The following is a 16,110-nucleotide window of genomic DNA, read 5'->3' as shown; positions in this document are numbered from 1 at the left end:
CCTTTTTAGAACAAGTTCATAAAGAACAATTTAACTTTATCGAATAATCGTTTGAAGAAGCCGCCTTCAGAAACAGGCTCTAGTGCGACTACGTCACGCTCAAGCAAAATATTTTCGGGCGTACCGACAATAATTTTACCCAGTACATCACCTTCGGCAATAGGCGCTTCAATTTCAGACTTAAGATCCAAAGAAGCAGGAATAGAATCCGCATTTTGACGTGGCATGGTCACCAATACGTCTTCAGAGAAACCAACTTTTACCGTATCAACTTCACCACCCCATACACGCGCATCGCTCAACACTTGGCCTGCACTGTATAGTTTACGTGTCTCATAATAACGGAAACCGTAGTTCAACAATTTTTGCGTTTCTGCTGCACGGGCTTCGTCTGAACTGGTGCCCATAACAACGGCAATCAAACGCGTACCATTACGAACTGCGGACGCGGCCAAACAATATCCAGCGGCCTCAGTATGACCTGTTTTCAAGCCATCTACTGTTTTATCGCGCCACAAAAGTTTGTTTCGATTCGGCTGACGAATATCGTTATAGGTAAAATATTTCTCAGAGTACAATTCGTAATTTTGCGGGAAATGTACAATTGTCGCACGCGCCAATAAAGCGATGTCTAACGCGCTTGAGTAATGACCTTCTGCAGGAAACCCCGTTGAGTTTACGAAGTGCGAATTGTTCATGCCTAAGAGTTTTGCATGTTGATTCATCAAATCGGCAAAGGCCGCTTCGCCACCTGCAATGTGCTCAGCAACGGCCACACTGGCGTCGTTACCAGATTGAATGATAATACCGCGCATCAGGTCTTCAAGACGGACTTGAGTACCTTCGCGAATAAACATACGCGAACCCTCCATACGCCATGCTGTTTCGCTAATAGTGACCTGATCATTCATTGAGATGTTGCCTTTAGCAAGCTCATACTCAGCAATGTAAGCGGTCATCAGTTTCGTTAAACTCGCAGGTGGCAGCTCCTCACGACTATTATGTTCAACCAGAACATCGCCTGTATAGGCGTCCATTAACACGTAACTGTTCGCGGACAGTTGAGGTGGTGCAGGAATAAGTGATGGTGCAGCTTGCGCTACAGAAACCATGAATGAAATTGTGATGATAAAAAGAGATAACAGTCGTTTCATATTTTTAAACGTCTTAGCCTAATCCGTGATGGCAGGAATGATACTAAAGGGAGCTAGGAATCTCTAGCCTCGATAAAATTCTCTAAGGAGCTAACGCGACTTTTACACTTTTGCCAAAGCCGGCTTGCTCAAGTTTCTGCTGCCAGCCTGACAGCAGTTGATCACTTTCATAAGGCCCAACCAGAACCTTATATAAACCGTCATCCGCATGAAGTACTTCGATATTAATCGATGTATCAAAACGCTCAAACAATTTTTGCTTGAGTCTGTCAGCTGAGTTTTTTTGCGAGAACGCGCCCATCTGTAAATGACTAAACAACAAGTCATTTGACAATCCTTTTGATGTCGAAGGCACATTATCAACGGCCGCAGAAGGCTTAGCTACCGCCACCGCTGGTGTAGAGACCACTGGTGTAGCGGCAGCAGAAGCGGCATAACGCTCACCAGGTTTAGGGGTAATGGCTTCAACACGAACCCGAGCCAATCCTTTTTTGTGATAGCCCAAACGCGCTGCAGCAGCATAAGATAAATCGATCAAACGATCGCCATGAAAGGGGCCTCGATCGTTTACACGGACGATCACAGAGCGCTGATTAGCTAGGTTGGTCACTTTTAAAAAGGTCGGTAACGGCAATGATTTATGCGCGGCTGAAAACGCATACATGTCATAAGTTTCCCCATTTGATGTCTTATGACCATGGAATTTCTGACCGTACCATGACGCGGTACCCTCTGCTTTGTAGCCTTCCGCCGAGTTCATTACATAGTATTTCTTCCCCCAAACCGTATAAGGGGACTTGTTTCCGCCACGACTTTTAGCTTCATACTTAGGAATTAAATCAGGCAAATGGTCAACTTTGATGTCCCCACTGGGGGCATGATCTTGTAAAATGCTGTAGCGACCACCCCCTGAAGCCTTCTCATAGTCAATTGAACCACTTTTACCACCAATATGCTCAGTACTCATACAACCGGTCAGGCCAATGACAGAGATTAAACCAAGGTATTTAGCCACCTTCATGCTGTGCAATCCTATTCGCTAATTCTAAAACAGACATGGCATAACGGCGACTTGGGTTGTAATCCATGATCGTGAAAAAGTTCTCGTAGGCGAGCCAGTAGTCGACCACCTCCTCACTTTCACGCAGCCCAATTAAGCCTGTTTTACCTGCTGCATAATCTGTTGTCGCCCACACTCCTTTGGTACTCCATTCATTCATAGAATACAGCGGTGCTCGGCCTTTATTTACAAGCTCTGATACTTGCTCAGGTTGATCAACACGTGCTGGGATTGCAGCGCGCTGTTGGTATTGCCAACCATGATGACGTAAATAATTTGCAATACTGCCAATGGCATCGGCCTCAGAATTCCAAAGATCGATCCGACCATCTTGATCATAATCCACAGCGAGTTTCATATGGTTACTTGGCATAAATTGCACCATTCCCAATGCGCCACTGTATGAGCCTTTCGTTGCCCCTAAAGTCCAACCTTGGTTGCGAGCCAATAACAAGTAGGCCTCTAGCTCACTTTGAAAATACGCGCCACGTCTTGGGTAATCAAAAGACAAAGTTGTAAGCGATGTAAATACATCGCGGTTACCCGTTACTTTACCATAAGCGGTTTCTACACCTAACAAAGCAACAATAACTTGCCAATCAACACCGTAATCCCGTTCGGCCTGTTCTAACCAAGCTTTGTTGCGCTGAGCGAACTTAACACCCTGTTGGACACGATAAGGATCAATAAAGTTCGCACGATATTCATGATAAGGCGTAATAACTTCTGGCTGATTATCCGATTTAGTGATTACCTGTTCTCGTTTGTAGGTATTAGAGAACATTGAGACAAGCAGCTGACGATCATAATTATGCTGACTCACCATCTTACTGATGAACTTCTGAACTTCGGGTAACTCACTGTATGGCACACTTTTCACGACTTCTGGAGCAGGTTGTGCCTCTACATGATTACTCATTGTTGAGCAGCCATATAACCCAATCGCCAAACTAATGGCTAACACTCTCGTAAACATTACCTTGCCCTTTTATGAGTTTGAATCGACATTAAAATTCCGAATGTCGCCATGATGGTAATGATGGATGTACCGCCATAGCTCACAAGAGGTAACGGTACACCGACAACCGGTAAGATCCCAGAAACCATGCCAATATTTACAAACATATACACAAAAAAGGTTAACGTAATACTGCCAGCTAACAATCGAGCATAGTTATCTTCTGCATACGCAGCAATAAACAAACCGCGTGCAATCACCAGCAAATACGCGCACATAAGCAATGCGCACCCTACCATGCCAAACTCTTCCGCCAATACGGCGATAATAAAGTCTGTATGACTTTCAGGAAGGAAGTTTAACTGTGCCTGAGTCCCCTCTAGAAACCCTTTACCATGCAGCCCTCCAGAACCAATGGCTGTTTTCGACTGAATAATGTTCCAGCCAGAACCAAGTGGATCGCTTTCTGGGTTTAAAAACGTTAATACTCGTTGCTTTTGATAGTCATGCATAACATGCCATAAGCTGTAGCCAGCAATGGGGGCTACAGCCGCCGCCCCCAGAATATAAAGCCATCCGATACCGGCTAGAAATAAGGCAAATATTCCCGATACGCCAACCAGTAATGCTGTTCCTAGGTCGGGCTGCTTTGCCACCATCAAAGAGGGCACAGCAATAATCACCAACACGGTTATGATTTCTTTCAAACTCGGTGGCAATTGTCGATTAGCGAAATACCAAGCAACCATCATCGGCATGACAATTTTCATAATTTCGGAAGGTTGAAAACGCAGCCCTCCCGGTAAAGCAAGCCAACGCTGGGCACCTTTGGCGCCTACGCCAAACAACAAGACACAAACCAGTAAACCAACCAAGAAAACAAATAAAAATGGAGAGGCTCGGCGCATGTATTTCGGCGGTAATTGTGCTAAGGCAAGGCAAACAACCATACCAATGCCTAAACGAAGTACTTGACGCTCAACCATTGCTACGTTTTGTCCCGATGCCGAGTACAAAATAAACAGGCCTCCCGACATTAAAATCAGCAGCGCTAGCAATAGCAATACATCAACGTGAGTCAAACGCCACAGCCGAGCATTGGTGAATGCCAATATACGCTGATAAAACTGCACATTCATCGGCTCGACTCCTTGAAGTAGTCGTATTCTTTCGGGTATTTATCGTATAAATACGCATCAAACAGAGCTTTTGTTAAATCGGCAGGTTTAGCACTGCTGCCACCATTTTCAAAAATAGCAAAGACGGCAATTTTAGGGTTATCTGCAGGCGCAAAACCGATAAACAAAGCATGATCATGAAGGCGTTTATCTAAATTATCGGCATCATACTCTTCATCTTCTTGTAGACTGAATACTTGGCCCGTTCCCGTTTTACCGGCGATTTTATAGTCCGTGCCTTGTAAACGACGACCCGTACCACGAGAGTCTGTTATTACCTTCTCCATGGCCTTGACCATTCGCTCCCAGTTGCGCTGATCTTTTAACTTAATCTCGTGTTCAACGCCATCGTTACCTTCAAACGTCGCTGGCTCATTCGCAATCTGACTGACCATTCGTGGGTAGTACATGTGGCCACGAGCAGCCATCGCCGCAGTAGCGGTCGCTATTTGAATAGGCGTCGCGACCATAAAACCCTGACCGATCCCTACGTTTACTGAGTCACCAGGGTACCAAGGCTCTTTGTATCGAGCCTTCTTCCACTCATTAGACGGTAACAAACCAGCGCTCGCGCCATTTAAGTCTAAAATGGAAGTTTGTCCAAAACCAAGTTTAGACAAAAACGTATGAATCGGTGTAATGCCCATTTTATGAGCCAGTTGATAATAATAGGTATCGACAGACTCGATAATTGAGCGCTCAAGGTCGATCCAACCATGACCACTTCGCTTCCAGTCTCGGTAGCGTCGACCATTGGGATTAATTTGATAGTAACCGCGCGCATAATAGGTCTCAGTCCAAGAGGAGAAACCATACTCTAACCCTGCCAGTCCCATAAACGGTTTAATCGTCGAAGCAGGAGGGTAACCTCCTCGTAGTGCGCGATTAAACAAGGGAAGACGCTTATCCTCCCTAAGTTCAGCGTATTTACTGACGGAAATGCCACGCACAAATGAATTCGGGTCGAAGCCCGGTTTGGACACCATAGCAAGCACCCCGCCGTTGTTAGGGTCAATGGCGACGACCGATCCTTTATAGCTCCCTAGCAAATCGTAAGCATACTGCTGTAAACGGGCATCCATGTATAAATGGAGATCTTTTCCTGGAACAGGATTTTGCCGCTCAATTTCAGACATAATTCGGCCACGAGCATTCACCTCAACTTTTGAGATGCCAGGATGACCAAAAAGCGTCGACTCGTAATATTCTTCCACCCCTGTTTTACCGATAAACAGGGCTCCTTGATACGCAGATCGATCTACTCGCTCAAGATCTTTAGTGGTAATTCGTCCCACATAGCCAACAGCATGAGCAAACGCTTCACCATAAGGATAATAGCGCGTTAACTGCGCCTCGACCTGGACGCCATCGAGCCGATAAAGGTCAACAGACACTTTGGACCACTCTTCATCCGAAAGCTGGGATTTCAAGGTAATGGATTGATACGGGCGACGATAATCTTGCAAACGACTTTCGTAATCAGCCCATTCTTCATCGGTTATATCTACCGATTCACTCAAGGCTTTTTTGAGCTCAGGAAGGCTAAGCGCTCGTTCTGGAATCACCGTCAAACTGTGTATCGGGCGGTTATCGGCTAACACAACACCATTACGATCAAAAATAAGCCCTCTTGGCGGAGGTTCAGTGATCAGCATGAGACGATTGTCATTTGCTTTAGTTTGGTACAGCTCGTGTTCGACGACTTGCAGATAGAATAAGCGCCCCATCAATACACCGACCATCATCAGTACAAAGATTGCAGCGACGACTACCCTGCTTTTGGTCAGGGCATGTTCTTGACGATGATTTCGAAAAACTTGATGATGCTTGCCCAAAACAGAACTCTAACGGTGATATGGATGATTATTCATAAGTGTCCAAGCTCGATAGATCTGCTCAGCCAATAAAATACGCACCATAGGGTGAGGCAGTGTAAGCTTGGAAAGTGACCAAGCTTGATCCGCACGTGCGGTACAGCGGGGATCCAGTCCATCTGGACCACCCACCAACAAAGAAATGTTGTATCCATCCATGCGCCAATGAGATGTCTGCTCAGCTAACTGCTCGGTACTCCACGTTTTACCCAAAACTTCCAAAGCAATAACCTTATCTCCAGAAGGGATCGCTGCCAGCATTGCATCACCTTCCTTTTGAATGGCTTTTGCAATGTCAGTGTTTTTCCCACGGGGCGACATCGGTAGTTCAACTAACTCAAGAGAGAAGTCTTTGGGGAGGCGTTTGGCATACTCTTCGTATCCTTCCACTACCCATTTTGGCATTTTTGTACCAACAGCAATCAATCTAACGCGCATGTCAAAACCTTAACGCTGCTCTGGTTTAATGTCCCAAAGTTTTTCTAGGTCGTAGAACGAACGAGCTTCTTCTGTCATAACGTGTACAACAACATCGTATAAGTCCACAAGAACCCAATCGCTGCCCATCTCACGGCCTTCACTGCCTAATGGCTGAAGACCTTTGCTTTTAGCGTGCTCAACTACGTGTTGACCAAGAGAGTTCACGTGGCGTTTTGACGTACCCGTACAGATGACCATAAAATCCATCATGTCGGTTAGTTCACTCACGTTAAGTACCGTGATGTTATCGCCTTTCACATCCTCTAGTGATTCCACAGCAAGTTCGAGAATTTGATCAGCAGATAATTGGTTTTGGCTCATAGTTTCGGATAACCCTATTTATATAAAGAATGCGCTTCAATGAAACGCTGTATAGTTTCTGGAACCAAGTACGCTATAGACGCTTTTTTGCGACAAAGGTTTCGTACTTGGCTTGATGAAATTGCAAGAGGTGTAAAACTCTCCATCCATATCTTTCCAGCGGGCGCGCATTGTAACTCAGCTGCGCTCTTGGCTCGATGCTTTTCATAAAAAGACTCAAGACTGGAAATAAAGTCAGGCTCCCACCCGGGTCGAGATATGACTAAGATGTGTGCCACACTCAATAACTCTTGCCAACGAGACCAAGTCGGAAGCGACAGAAAGCTGTCCATCCCAACGACCATAATCAAAGGTTCGTCTGCACCTAACTCATGACGCAGCTGCGTCAAAGTATCAATACTGTAACTGCGCCCTTCTCTTACGATTTCTCGCTCATCAACGCTCAATCGTTCATCCGCCTGAATTCCTAACCTCACCATTTCTAAGCGCTGTTCGGCACTGACAGAGGGTTGATCTTTATGTACAGGTTGATAACAAGGGATTAAGCGTAGATTTCTGAACTGAAAATAATCCAGTATATCGACAGCAGAACGAAGATGGCCATGATGGATAGGATCAAACGTCCCCCCCATCACAACCGTGCCTTTCTGTTGAATATCAGATAACTCAGTTGTCACGTGTGTGACCATCGCCTAATACGATATACTTTTGACTGGTTAGTCCGATCAGGCCAACGGGGCCACGAGCATGAATTTTATCGGTAGAAATACCAATTTCTGCCCCTAGTCCATATTCGAAACCATCCGCAAACGCTGTTGAGGCATTGACCATCACCGACGAAGAATCAACCTCCGCCATAAAGGCTCGGGTTTTGGAGTAATTCTGCGTCACAATCGCATCAGAGTGGTGTGAACCATACTGATTAATATGAGCAATGGCTTCATCCATATCGTCGACCAATTTAATGGACAACTTCGGACCTAAATATTCGGTGTACCAATCGTCTTCGGTGGCTGGTTGCGCATTAATTAAAGCACGCGTTTGCTCACAACCAACTAGCTCAACCCCTTTTTCAACCAAAGCATCGGCTAGACGAGGCAAAATCTCCTGAGCGATACGCTGATTAACCAGCAATGACTCCATCGCATTACACACGCCATAACGACGCGTTTTAGCATTCATAGAAATGTTAAACGCTTTTTCAAGATCCGCTTCGTCATCAATATACACATGACAGTTTCCATCAAGGTGCTTGATCACAGGCACTCGCGAATCATTACTAATACGTTCAATCAAGCCTTTACCACCGCGTGGTACGATAACGTCGACAAATTCAGGCATCGTAATCAACAAACCAACGGCTGCACGATCAACTGTATTGATCACCTGCACAGCATCTTCTGGCAAACCAACTGCCGCCAAACCAGACTGAACTGCTTGCGCAATCGCTTGATTCGAGTAAAACGCTTCACTGCCACCTCGTAGGATCGTCGCATTGCCAGACTTTAAACATAGACTCGCCGCATCAATCGTTACGTTTGGACGAGACTCGTAAATGATACCAATCACTCCCAATGGCACACGCATTTTGCCCAGCTGTATACCCGATGGACGATAAACCATATCGGTAATTTCACCCACTGGATCTGGCAATGAAGCAACCTGCTTCAGGCCTTCAATCATGCCATCGATACGGGCGTCGTTAAGCTCAAGACGATCAAGCAATGCAGCTTCTAGACCTTTTTGTTTACCGCTTTCCAAGTCCTTAGCATTCTCTTCTTTAAGTCGAGGTCGTGCAGACTCCAAAGCATCCGCCATAGCGAACAAGGCATTGTTCTTTTGCTCTGTCGTGGCACGAGTCAATTGGCGTGACGCAGCACGAGCCTTTTGACCAACTTCATTCATGTAAGATTCTAAGGACATTATTTACTCTCTTCTTTATCCAGCGATGTCATTTCCCTTATGGGACGCTATAAAAATAGATAAGCGGTATACTACCACATCTTATTCAATCTGATTCTCAATTATTCAACGCCTAAACGATTAATTTACCTATGACGAACACATTTCAATTTCAGCAGATTGGGGTTACTCATTCTTGCTACAAAGAAAAATTTGGTATTCCTCGTCAACCAGGCCTTGTCACTGAGGCTGCAGCATCAATTGAACTGCTGCCTCCGTTCAACCGCATGGATGTCTTAGATGGACTGGAAGGCTTTTCACATATCTGGGTACATTTTATCTTTCATCAATGCATTCAAGAACAATGGAAGGCAAAAGTCAGGCCACCGCGATTAGGCGGCAACAAGAAAGTAGGCGTTTTCGCTACACGCGCCACTCACCGCCCCAACCCTATTGGATTATCCGTCGTTGAGATACAAGGCATTAGACAAGACAAAAAACGTATCTTTATTGATATCATCGGGGCCGACTTATTAGATAAGACGCCCATCATTGATATAAAACCATACTTACCTTACGCCGATGCGCTGCATAACGCACAGGGCGGATTTGCCCCTGAAGCTACCTCTCTTACACCTGTGCAGTTTTCAAAACTGGCATTAACTCAAGCCCTTGCCTATAAAGAAGAGTACAAGAGAGAATTAATCCCTTTAATAGAACAAGTCATTGGACAGGATCCGAGACCTTCCTATCTCACAAATGTTGATGGCAGAACTCACGGCAACTTGCTATGGAACACCAATGTAAAATGGACAGTCAGCAGCGACCATATTTTAATCACAGAGATAGAGTACCCAGTGGGTGAATGATATGAACAAGTCAAAAATGCTGAATGCTTATAAGTCTGTGAATAACTTAAAAGGCAAACCGCAACATGAAGAAGAGAACAAAACAAAGACACCTAAAATTTATCGCTCAGAATACGATGAAAAGCTGATAAAAGAATACCATTTCGCTAAATTTCAGAAGAATTTAGACTTACTTCAGAACAACCAAGAAGTGATCGCCCTACTCAAAAAAGAAGAGTGGGACGAAGAAGATATCAAAACTTTACTCGCCTCATTTCGTTAACGAAAAGCTATACCCACGTTTATCCACATCTTCTGTGTATAGTTTATTTGTCAATCTGATCTAGAAAAAACACATAAAAAAAGCGGACCTGAAAGGTCCGCTTTTTTTAAAACTTAGCACTTAAATAGAACTAGTTTTGGTTCTCAAGTTGAGCCTTGATCAGGTCACCGATTGTAGTCGGGCCAGTTGATTCAGCTTGCTGCTTTTCAGAGTGTGACTTGATAGCCGCTTTCTCTTCTGTAGCATCTTTCGCTTTAATAGAAACAGCGATAGTGCGAGCTTTACGATCAACGTTAGTGATCGCAACTTCAACAGATTCACCTTGCTTAAGAACAGTAGAAGCATCTTCTACACGATCACGGCTGATTTCAGAGACTTTCAAGTAAGCTTCAACGCCTTCTGAAAGAATCACAACAGCACCTTTAGCATCTACTTCACCGATAGTACCAGTAACGATAGCGCCTTTGTCGTTTTCAGCAACGAATGCAACGAAAGGATCTTGCTCTAGTTGCTTAACACCAAGAGAGATACGCTCACGCTCAGCATCGATAGAAAGAACAACCGTTTCTAGAACGTCACCTTTCTTGTACTTACGTACTGCTTCTTCACCAGCTTCTTCCCAAGATAGGTCAGATAGGTGAACAAGGCCATCGATACCGCCGTCAAGACCAATGAATACGCCGAAGTCAGTGATAGACTTGATAGCGCCAGAGATCTTGTCGTTTTTGTTGAATGAAGTAGCAAACTCTTCCCATGGGTTTGGAGTGCACTGCTTGATACCTAGAGAAATACGACGACGCTCTTCGTCGATGTCTAGGATCATAACTTCTACTTCGTCACCGATCTGAACAACTTTAGAAGGGTGGATGTTTTTGTTCGTCCAATCCATTTCTGAAACGTGAACTAGACCTTCAACACCTTCTTCAAGCTCAGCGAAGCAACCGTAGTCAGTTAGGTTCGTTACACGTGCAGTAACTTTAGTACCTTCTGGGTAACGAGCTTTGATTGCAACCCATGGATCTTCGCCCAATTGCTTAAGACCTAGAGATACACGGTTACGCTCACGATCGAACTTAAGAACTTTAACGTCGATCTCATCACCTACAGCGATGATTTCGCTTGGGTGCTTGATACGCTTCCAAGACATGTCAGTGATGTGTAGAAGACCATCAACACCGCCCAAGTCAACGAATGCACCGTAATCAGTAAGGTTCTTAACGATACCTTTAACTTCTTGACCTTCTTCAAGGTTAGCAAGAAGCGTTTCACGCTCAGCGCTGTTAGTCGCTTCCATAACGGCACGACGAGATACAACAACGTTGTTACGTTTCTGATCAAGTTTGATAAGTTTGAACTCAAGTTCAACACCTTCAAGGTGAGATGTGTCGCGAATAGGACGAACATCCACCAAAGAACCTGGCAAGAAAGCACGGATGTTAGCGATATCCACAGTGAAGCCACCTTTGACTTTACCGTTGATAACACCCTTAACGATTTCACCTTCTTCGTAGGCTTGCTCAAGAACAGCCCAAGTTTCAGCACGCTTAGCTTTCTCACGAGAAAGTTTCGTTTCACCGAAACCATCTTCTACAGCATCAAGTGCAACTTTAACTTCGTCGCCGATGTTAAGAGTGAATTCGCCGCTCTCAGAAAGGAATTGAGAACGAGGGATAACGCCTTCAGATTTTAGACCTGCATGAACAGTTACCCAGTCGCTGTCGATGTCGACAACTAGACCAGTAACAATCGAGCCTGGAGCCATTTCTACGGTTTTAAGGCTTTCTTCAAACAGTTCTGCGAAGCTTTGAGTCATTGTGATTCCTATATACACGGAACAACTAAATGTTCCCTGCCACATCGCCAGCTTATGTGGGATTAATTTACATTGTTTGCGATTTGGCGTTTGCTGGCCCCAAATCGACTTAATTTAATCGACCTATTTTAGCACAAAGATTGAACATAAATACAGTTCAAACTTAAATGTAAGAGGCTTTTGCCGCTTCAGACAAGATAATATCCACAACCTGCTCAATCGATAGCTCTGTGCTATCGATCTCAAGAGCACCCGTTGCAGGCACCAAGGGAGCAACAGCACGATTTGCATCGCGTTCATCACGCTCTTTAATGGTTTTAACTAACGCATCAAAATCGACCACATCCCCTTTCTGTTCAAGCTGCAACAAGCGACGCTGCGCGCGCTCTTCAGGTGTTGCCGTCAAAAAGACTTTGATGCTCGCCTCAGGAAACACAACGGTTCCCATATCACGACCATCAGCAACCAAACCCGGTTCCTGTACAAAAGCACGCTGACGTAACAATAAACCTTCACGTACATCACCAATAGCGGCCAACTTAGACGCTTGATTACCAACGATTTCCGTCCGGATCGCCTGCGTAACGACTTCCCCTTCAAGCACAATCTCAACCTTACTATCTTCAGATTGCTTAAATTGAATATCTAAATGCTCAGCAAGAACTTTGAGCGCTTCCACGTCATCACTTTCAATTCCATGATGGGACGCCGCTAAAGCCAACAAGCGATAAAGCGCACCACTATCAAGCAAATGCCAACCCAGCTTTTCGGCGACCAATTGACTTACTGTGCCTTTACCAGCACCACTAGGGCCATCAATCGTAATAACTGGGGCTTGATTCATCATAACTGTTCCTCTTATTTAGCTAAGCACTGAGCACTTCAGGCCCAGTGTTGTCGCAATTTCTTCTAAGTTTGGAATTTGTGCTAACAATTTCTGACAATCTCTGACTGTCGCTCCATTGCGGCAACGAGCAGCAAGCAGCAAAAATGCCAATGCCACAAGCTCATTCCCTGCACTGTCCAAATCCCCTCCATGAGGAGTACTTCCTTTTATTAATAGGGTTCCGGCGCGCCATTCTCCAACACCACCGATATGATTCACGCCATCAACTAACGTTGTCATGCGATCCTCATAGAAATAAGGCAAATTCGACACAGCCTCAAACTGACTGTCGCCTTCCGCATAAACGGCCGCCATGGCAAGACATGGCAAAAACTCGCGAAATTCATAAGATTGCTCTGCGCTCAGCGAAAAAGAACGCAATTTTGCAAATGAAACACGTAATCTTTGAGTAGCGAAGACACCCAAAGGCTCACCACACCATTCCAACTTGGCGCCATTCTGCTGCAGCAGATCCAACAAAGCCCCCATGCGACCAGAATGTGTCACGCCTTGCAGCTGTAGCGCTGAACCTGGTAGCAAAGAAGCTAACAACACGCACCATAGACTTTGCTGCATATCAGATGGCAACTCTATATTAGCAGCCCCTAACTTAGATTTTCGTACTGTTATAGAGGCTTGCCCTTCAATTTCAACACCAAAACTGGCGAACAATGTACGCACCTGCTCATCAAATTGCATTGTCGATTCAAAACCAGAGTCGTCTTGCGCAAACAGACCTAGCAACACAGCAGATGACATCAGCCTTGAGGATGCAGGTCCTGGCAATTTCCCAGAAACCGCGTTAATGGAAGACGGCAAAAACTTAAATGGCAAACAATCTGCCGCCCCCGAAGAGACCACTGCACCGGCATTTTTTAGCAAACGCAATAGATTCGTAAACGGCGTATTAAGAAGAGAATCATCAGCTAACACATCAACAGAAAATGCTTGCCCTGCTAACACTGGCGCAAGCAAATACAAACTTGTGGCAGAGCCATGAACATTAATGGGCGCAATTGGAGCTCGAAGACCCGTTCGCCCGACCCCATGCACCCGCACAGAACCGTAGCCAAACTCTTCAATCACGACCCCCATATCCTTGAGCGCCTGCATGGTGACTTTTACGTCGCCCGCTAAATCCACGTTGGCTAATTCACTAACACCATCAGCTAAGGCTGCCATGATAAGAGCTCTATGTGACAAAGATTTGTCACCGACCAACTTAATATCGCCATTAATAGCCGATGCCGGGCTAACCGAAATTGACAACTGCTTTTCTTGTGGTTTACCCAAGGTACGCTGCTCTAACAATCGTAAAAAATGATCTCGAGCGGATTTCGCACGAGTAAACACTCCGTACATTGAAGCACCATCTGCATCAACAATTGCCTGACGCATATCAGATAAACGATCAGTAAATAAATCAAGCGTTGCCAGCGTGGCATCTTTGTTCGCTAGAAACACATCGCGCCACATCACAGGGTCACTCGATGCAATTCGTGTAAAGTCACGAAAACCACCCGCAGCAAACCGGAATATGTCCTGACTGCGATCAGCATTGGCCAACGTATCGACCAACGTGTACGCTAACAAATGCGGCAAGTGACTCGAGGCGGCTAAGACATGATCATGATGATCCACATCCATACTCACAACATCTGCCCCGACTGCACGCCATAGCCGATGAAGACGATCAAGCAGCTCTGGATCGGAATAGGGTAATGGCGTGACAATCGCCATATGCTTTTCAAATAGATGAGGATTAGCAGCTAGCACGCCGCTTTTCTCAGCACCAGCGATAGGATGACCTGGAATAAAGTTCGCGGGGGCTTCGCCAAACACTTTGGCAGCTGCAGCGACGACACTCCCCTTTGTCGAACCAACATCGGTAATCAGAGTGGTTGGTTTAATAAACGCTTTAATCTCAGTTAATACGGACTCCATGGCACGCACAGGCGTTGCCAAAATAATAATGTCCATATTACTGATGGTAACTTCGTCTAATTGAGCCGGGTAATCAATGACCCCCGTTGACACCCCTAAGGTCAACTCACCAACACGACGATCAGCACCAAACAAAGTTGCCAAGCCTTGTTGCTTTAAACTTTTTGCGAAGGAACCGCCGATCATGCCCAACCCAACGATTAAGACATTACCGAACTCTCTCTTATTGTCATACATACTAAGCGCCTTATAACGAATTAAGCAAAGCGCTTACAGCACAGCGACTGGGTAAGAGCCAAGCACTTTTACTTCCGATGCACGTTCACGTAGCTCGTCAATAACGACTCGACACGCTTCGTCTTCACAATGCCCCCAGAAGTCGATATAAAACACATATCCCCACTTACTAATAAGAGAAGGACGTGTCTCCAAACGCGTCATATCAACACCGTGACGCTCAAACGACTCGAGTAAGCGGTACAATGCACCCGGCTCGTTTTTCGCACTCACCAACAAAGATGTTTTATCTTTGCCGCTCGCAGGTACTTTTTCATTGCCAATAATTAAGAAACGAGTAGTGTTTTCAGGGTGATCTTCAATATTAGCCGACACCACCTCTAAGCCATAAAGCTGGCAAGCAATGTCACCAGCGATGGCTGCGACAGCCTTGCCATTCTTACCTGCCTCAGCAGCTAAACGCGCACCTTCGGCATTAGAACTTACCGCAACGCGCTCCGCATGAGGCCAGTAACGATCAAGCCAAGCACGACATTGAGCCAAAGATTGTTGGTGTGAATAGATGTGTGTCACATCATCAGGTGCAATATTAGGCGCCACCAACAAGTTATGATGAATACGAACTTCTACCTCACCACAAATTTTCAGACGCGAACCACGGAAACTGTCCAGCGTATGATTAACAACGCCTTCGGTGGAATTTTCTACTGGCACCACACCGTAATTAGCGGCACCCGACTCTACTTCGCGGAAAACTTCGTCAATAGCGGCCATTGGCGCACTCACAATTGACTGACCAAAGTGTTTCAACGCAGCCTGCTGAGTAAAGGTACCTTCAGGCCCTAGAAAGGCAATGCGCATAGGACGCTCTAAAGCCAAACATGAAGACATTACTTGGCGGAAAATCTTCGCCATTTCTTCATTGCCTAGCGGTCCTTTATTACGCTCCATGACGCGACGAAGCACTTGAGCTTCACGCTCTGGACGATAAAAAACAACGTTATGATCACCTTGCTCCGCAAGCTTAACCTCTGCCACTTTTTGCGCACACGCGGCGCGCTCATTTATCAAATCTTGAATCTGAGCATCAATTGCATCGATTCGATCACGTAACAATGGCAACGTCATCGGGATTGTGTCTTTTTTTATCGTCATAGAGCGTTTGTCCTAAT

The 16,110-nt window shown here is 45.5% G+C and carries 15 protein-coding genes; 2 read left to right on the top strand and 13 right to left on the bottom strand.

Annotation, left to right across the window (positions count from 1 at the left end; genetic code table 11):
* Positions 1-5 precede the first annotated feature (5 nt).
* The 9 genes from ACPUEK_RS09230 to ACPUEK_RS09190 all read right to left on the bottom strand — a co-directional run bounded on the left by ACPUEK_RS09230 (position 6) and on the right by ACPUEK_RS09190 (position 8,948).
* Complete coding sequence (locus ACPUEK_RS09230) at positions 6-1,154, bottom strand: D-alanyl-D-alanine carboxypeptidase family protein (protein ID WP_425642995.1); 1,149 nt, start codon at positions 1,152-1,154, stop codon at positions 6-8.
* A gap of 82 nt (positions 1,155-1,236) precedes the next feature.
* A complete protein-coding gene (locus ACPUEK_RS09225) occupies positions 1,237-2,175 on the bottom strand; it encodes a septal ring lytic transglycosylase RlpA family protein (RefSeq protein ID WP_425642994.1) in 939 nt (312 codons plus the stop codon).
* Positions 2,162-3,190, bottom strand: a complete 1,029-nt coding sequence (gene mltB, locus ACPUEK_RS09220) for a lytic murein transglycosylase B (RefSeq protein ID WP_425642993.1) — start codon at positions 3,188-3,190, stop codon at positions 2,162-2,164. The genes ACPUEK_RS09225 and mltB overlap by 14 nt, the downstream gene beginning before the upstream one ends.
* Entirely contained in the window at positions 3,190-4,311 is a 1,122-nt protein-coding gene (rodA, locus tag ACPUEK_RS09215; RefSeq protein WP_067214553.1) for a rod shape-determining protein RodA, read from the bottom strand. Before rodA ends, mltB begins: the two co-directional genes overlap by 1 nt.
* Positions 4,308-6,185: a penicillin-binding protein 2 gene (gene mrdA, locus ACPUEK_RS09210; RefSeq protein WP_067214554.1), complete on the bottom strand. Its 1,878-nt coding sequence runs from the start codon at positions 6,183-6,185 to the stop codon at positions 4,308-4,310. The genes rodA and mrdA overlap by 4 nt, the downstream gene beginning before the upstream one ends.
* Before the next feature lie 9 nt (positions 6,186-6,194).
* Positions 6,195-6,662, bottom strand: a complete 468-nt coding sequence (rlmH, locus tag ACPUEK_RS09205; protein WP_067214555.1) for a 23S rRNA (pseudouridine(1915)-N(3))-methyltransferase RlmH — start codon at positions 6,660-6,662, stop codon at positions 6,195-6,197.
* A gap of 9 nt (positions 6,663-6,671) precedes the next feature.
* Entirely contained in the window at positions 6,672-7,025 is a 354-nt protein-coding gene (gene rsfS, locus ACPUEK_RS09200) for a ribosome silencing factor (RefSeq protein WP_067214561.1), read from the bottom strand.
* Positions 7,026-7,039: 14 nt separating this feature from the next.
* Positions 7,040-7,702, bottom strand: a complete 663-nt coding sequence (gene nadD, locus ACPUEK_RS09195) for a nicotinate-nucleotide adenylyltransferase (protein WP_231872512.1) — start codon at positions 7,700-7,702, stop codon at positions 7,040-7,042.
* A complete protein-coding gene (locus tag ACPUEK_RS09190; protein WP_067214569.1) occupies positions 7,692-8,948 on the bottom strand; it encodes a glutamate-5-semialdehyde dehydrogenase in 1,257 nt (418 codons plus the stop codon). The genes nadD and ACPUEK_RS09190 overlap by 11 nt, the downstream gene beginning before the upstream one ends.
* A 131-nt stretch (positions 8,949-9,079) precedes the next feature.
* Between ACPUEK_RS09190 and tsaA the strand changes: the two genes are divergently transcribed.
* Complete coding sequence (gene tsaA / locus ACPUEK_RS09185; RefSeq protein WP_067214574.1) at positions 9,080-9,796, top strand: tRNA (N6-threonylcarbamoyladenosine(37)-N6)-methyltransferase TrmO; 717 nt, start codon at positions 9,080-9,082, stop codon at positions 9,794-9,796.
* Position 9,797: 1 nt separating this feature from the next.
* A complete protein-coding gene (locus ACPUEK_RS09180) occupies positions 9,798-10,058 on the top strand; it encodes a hypothetical protein (RefSeq protein ID WP_067214576.1) in 261 nt (86 codons plus the stop codon).
* 130 nt (positions 10,059-10,188) lie between these two features.
* On the opposite strand, the gene rpsA is transcribed toward ACPUEK_RS09180, so the two are convergent.
* The 4 genes from rpsA to pheA form a co-directional block, all read right to left on the bottom strand.
* On the bottom strand, positions 10,189-11,871 hold the full coding sequence (gene rpsA / locus ACPUEK_RS09175) for a 30S ribosomal protein S1 (RefSeq protein ID WP_067036175.1): 1,683 nt from the start codon (positions 11,869-11,871) through the stop codon (positions 10,189-10,191).
* 163 nt (positions 11,872-12,034) lie between these two features.
* The gene (gene cmk, locus ACPUEK_RS09170; protein ID WP_067214579.1) at positions 12,035-12,718 is read right to left on the bottom strand and encodes a (d)CMP kinase; all 684 of its coding nucleotides are present in this window, start codon (positions 12,716-12,718) and stop codon (positions 12,035-12,037) included.
* 15 nt (positions 12,719-12,733) lie between these two features.
* Positions 12,734-14,938: a prephenate dehydrogenase/arogenate dehydrogenase family protein gene (locus tag ACPUEK_RS09165; RefSeq protein ID WP_425642992.1), complete on the bottom strand. Its 2,205-nt coding sequence runs from the start codon at positions 14,936-14,938 to the stop codon at positions 12,734-12,736.
* A 33-nt stretch (positions 14,939-14,971) separates the two neighbouring features.
* Positions 14,972-16,093 (bottom strand): prephenate dehydratase, encoded by a 1,122-nt coding sequence (gene pheA, locus ACPUEK_RS09160; protein ID WP_067214586.1) that lies wholly within the window; start codon positions 16,091-16,093, stop codon positions 14,972-14,974.
* Positions 16,094-16,110 lie beyond the last annotated feature (17 nt).

Source organism: Marinomonas gallaica, assembly GCF_049821165.1.
GTDB lineage: Bacteria > Pseudomonadota > Gammaproteobacteria > Pseudomonadales > Marinomonadaceae > Marinomonas > Marinomonas gallaica.
Note: the sequence above shows the minus strand (reverse complement) of the source record. Positions and strands in the feature narration are given on the sequence as shown.